The organism is Halorubrum tibetense, from assembly GCF_042661865.1.
Lineage (GTDB): Archaea > Halobacteriota > Halobacteria > Halobacteriales > Haloferacaceae > Halorubrum > Halorubrum tibetense.
In genome coordinates this window covers 1-3184 of record NZ_JBHSWW010000274.1, presented here as the reverse complement: position 1 = coordinate 3184, position 3184 = coordinate 1, and the positions used below count along the sequence as shown (strand labels likewise).

The window sequence follows — 3184 nt, the reverse complement described above, 5'->3', positions numbered from 1 at the left end:
GAACGTCGCGGCACCGACCCCGGCGGCGGTACCGAGACCGGCCGCGGCGTACAGCCGGGCGTCCGGCGAGAGCCCGACCCGACCGACCTGGTCGACGAGGAGCGAAACGACGATCGCCGTCAACACCCCGGCGGTGACGCTCGTCAACAGCGGCTCGGTCACGCCGAGCGACCCGCCGAAGATCCCGATCGCGGGCCCGGCGAGGATACCGATCAGGAGTCCGGCGGTGACTCCGACGATCCGGGGATCGGTGATACCGAACGCGAGCCCACCGACCATGCGGAGCTTCTCGACCACTGTCATTCGGGCCCAGAACCGTTGGATCGTCGTCTGGATGTCACGATCGACGAGCGCCACGTCGATACCGAGTCCCTCTGCCACGTCGATGGCGGCTTTCATGTCGGCACCGGGCTCGATGTCGAACCGCTCGCCGAGCTGGGTCTGGACGTACGAGAGCATCCAGTAGGCGAGGAACTGGAAGACGGTGTTCCCCTTGAGAAGGTCACTCGCGTCGAGGTCGTCGGGTGTCTCGCCTTTCATCTGGCGGTACCGACCCTCGTCAAGCTCGACGGCGACGACGTCCGGGCGCTCGCGGTCGATCGCCTCCTCGACCTCTTCGACGGAGTGCTCGGAGACGTGTGCGGTCCCGACGACCGTAACCGATCCGGGCTCCGGGTCGGCCGGCGCGTCCGCGGCCGCGCTCGCTGCGGGGGGCGACGGGGAGTCGGATGCCCCCCCAGGCGTCTCTGTCATCACCCGACGTACTGCGTCCCGGCGTTTAGGGCTTGTGAGTCGATGTCGATGTGTGCTGCCGTCACCGCCCCGAGCCCGGGGACGGGAGCGGCATGACGGGACGGGGCGAGACTGGAGGTGCTGAGACCGGGCGAATCGGGCCACCGACGCTCAGGGTGTCCGCCGGTCCCCAACAGATTTGTATCCGACCGGTGTTCACGGAGGTATATGTCCCGGCTGTTACCCTCCCTGCCGGATTCGACGCCGGACGACCGCGATCCCCGAGTCGTCGGCGTCGACGACGACGAGGCCAAGGACCTCATCGCCGCGCTCGGTTCCGAGACCGCACGGAACGTCCTCTCCGCGCTCCACGACGAACCCGCCACGACCTCCGAGCTGGCCGACGAGCTCGACACCTCGTTACAGAACGTCCAGTACCACCTTTCGAAGCTCAGCGACGCCGACGTCGTCGATGTCGTCGACACCACGTACTCCGAGAAGGGCCGCGAGATGAACGTGTACGCGCCGACGGACGAGCCACTGGTGTTGTTCGCGGGCGGTGCCGACCAGTCCCACGGGATCAAAACCGCGCTCAAGCGGCTACTTGGCGGATACGGGGTCATCGGGCTCGCCGCGCTAGCGGCGCAGGCCGCGTTTTCCTCGCTCCTCCCGGACGTGGGACTGGCCGACGACGCGCCGGCAACGACCGAAGACGGGGCGGCGACCGACGACGTCGACGATGTCGGGGTCGCGACCGAGGACCCGGACGAGCCGACCGACGACGCGGAGGCCGCGCCGGAGCCGGACGAGGAGTTCGCGGATGTCGACGCCAGCGTCGAGGACACGGGGTATCAGTTCCGCGAGGCCGCCGGGGAGTCGGAGCTACTCACGGAGCTCGCGGCGACGCTTTCGGAACCGGGCGTCGTGTTCTTCCTCGGCGCAGCGCTCGTGTTCACGCTCGCGTGGCTCGCCTGGTATCGGGGCGACTGGGGCCCCTAAGACGACACGACACGGCGGGACGGGCGCACGCGATCCACATCTCGGGGACAGGTATTCATGCGGCCGCCCCGTGTCTCACGTATGGAACACGAAGCGGAGGTCGTCGGAGTCGGCGCGGGCTCCGCGCCCGGTGGGGACGTCCCAGCAGTCGTGCTCGGCGTCCGGGGCGAGTACGTCCCGATCTTCGTCAGCGGCGACCAGGCCCGGTCGATCGGGATGGTGTTGGAGGGAGAGCCGTTCGACCGGCCGCTCACGCACGACCTGCTCGTGGAGATCCTCACCGAGTTCGGCGGGGCCATCGATCGGGTGCGGATCGACGACCTCACCGACGGGACCTTTTACGCCAAGATAGACGCCCAGCGGTACGAGAACGGCGAGCCGGAGTCGTTCGTCTTCGACGCCCGTCCCTCGGACGCGCTCGCGCTCGCCGTCCGCATCGACTGCCCTATCATGGTTTCCGACGACGTGATAGACGAAGCGGGCCGTCATCCCGACTCCGTTCAGTTCGGCGACGACCGTCGCGAGGGCTCATAAAGGGGTTCAAGTCGCCCGCCGCCGGATCGGAGATATGACCGATACGGACGACGACCCGGACACGGATTCGGAAACCGCGACCGTCGCGGAGTCGTACACCGAGATGACGGAGCTGCTCTTGCCGAACGACACCAACAACCTCGGTCGGGCGCTGGGTGGTGCGGTGTTACACTGGATGGACATCTGTGGCGCGATCGCCGGGATGCGCTTCGCCAGCCGGCAGGTGGTCACCGCCTCGATGGACCACGTCGACTTCATCGCGCCCATCGAGATGGGGGAAGTCGTCGTAGTCGAGGGGTACGTGTTCAACGCCGGGCGAACGAGTCTCGACGTGAAAGTCGAGGTACGTGCGGAGAATCCTCGAACCGGCGATTCGCGCCGGACCACCACCTCCTACTTCACCTTCGTCGCACTCGACGAGGCGGGGCGGCCGACCGAAGTGCCCGCGGTCGAGTGTCCGACCGCGGAAGAGACCGCGCTCCGCGAGCGCGCCATCGAAGGACGACGCGAGCAGCTCCGCGAGGTCGTCGACCGCTACGATGTCTGATCGGTCGGCGAGCCGCCGCCCGAGTCGCTCCGGATCGGCCGCGCGGATCCGACCGTCTCGTACGCGCTGACGACCCGCTCGGTCAGGTCGTCGAGCGTGGCCGCCCGCGAGAGGTGGCTCCGACAGTCGCAGTCGGACGCGCCGAACCCCTCGACCGGACCTTCGGGGAGTCGGGTCGCGACGGCACATTCGACGTCGACGCCCGGGCCGTGGACGACACGGTCGATCCCGACTGCCGGGTGGCCGAGGAGGTAGTCGATGTGCCAGTGTCGGACGTCGTGCGTGCCCGCGGCGGTCCGGCGATGCCGGTGGACGCGCGAGAACCCGCCCGCACCGAGCGCGCTCCCGGTGTAGGCGTACGCTCCTGCGGGG

Annotated in this window: 5 protein-coding genes; 3 read left to right on the top strand and 2 right to left on the bottom strand. The window is 68.6% G+C overall.

From position 1 onward, the window contains the following. A partial coding sequence (locus ACFQEU_RS13510) for a TraB/GumN family protein (protein ID WP_379782991.1) occupies positions 1-753 on the bottom strand: 753 nt, incomplete at its 3' end. A 207-nt stretch (positions 754-960) separates the two neighbouring features. Here ACFQEU_RS13510 and ACFQEU_RS13505 point away from each other — a divergent pair. The 3 genes from ACFQEU_RS13505 (at position 961) to ACFQEU_RS13495 (ending at position 2812) form a co-directional block, all read left to right on the top strand. Next, a complete protein-coding gene (locus ACFQEU_RS13505) occupies positions 961-1731 on the top strand; it encodes an ArsR/SmtB family transcription factor (protein ID WP_379782989.1) in 771 nt (256 codons plus the stop codon). A gap of 81 nt (positions 1732-1812) precedes the next feature. Next, positions 1813-2265 carry a bifunctional nuclease family protein gene (locus ACFQEU_RS13500; protein ID WP_379782987.1) on the top strand — a complete coding sequence of 151 codons (453 nt, stop codon included), beginning with the start codon at positions 1813-1815 and terminating at the stop codon, positions 2263-2265. A 34-nt stretch (positions 2266-2299) separates the two neighbouring features. Further along, complete coding sequence (locus ACFQEU_RS13495; RefSeq protein WP_379782985.1) at positions 2300-2812, top strand: acyl-CoA thioesterase; 513 nt, start codon at positions 2300-2302, stop codon at positions 2810-2812. Here ACFQEU_RS13495 and ACFQEU_RS13490 read toward each other — a convergent pair. Continuing rightward, the coding region (locus tag ACFQEU_RS13490; RefSeq protein WP_379782983.1) for a GIY-YIG nuclease family protein at positions 2800-3184 on the bottom strand (385 nt) is incomplete at its 5' end. The genes ACFQEU_RS13495 and ACFQEU_RS13490 overlap by 13 nt on opposite strands.

Bases quoted from the DNA above. Each gene is read 5' to 3' on its own strand.
- ACFQEU_RS13495 (WP_379782985.1), top strand. From the start codon at position 2,300: ATGACCGATACGGACGACGACCCGGACACGGATTCGGAAACCGCGACC.
- ACFQEU_RS13500 (WP_379782987.1), top strand. From the start codon at position 1,813: ATGGAACACGAAGCGGAGGTCGTCGGAGTCGGCGCGGGCTCCGCGCCC.
- ACFQEU_RS13505 (WP_379782989.1), top strand. From the start codon at position 961: ATGTCCCGGCTGTTACCCTCCCTGCCGGATTCGACGCCGGACGACCGC.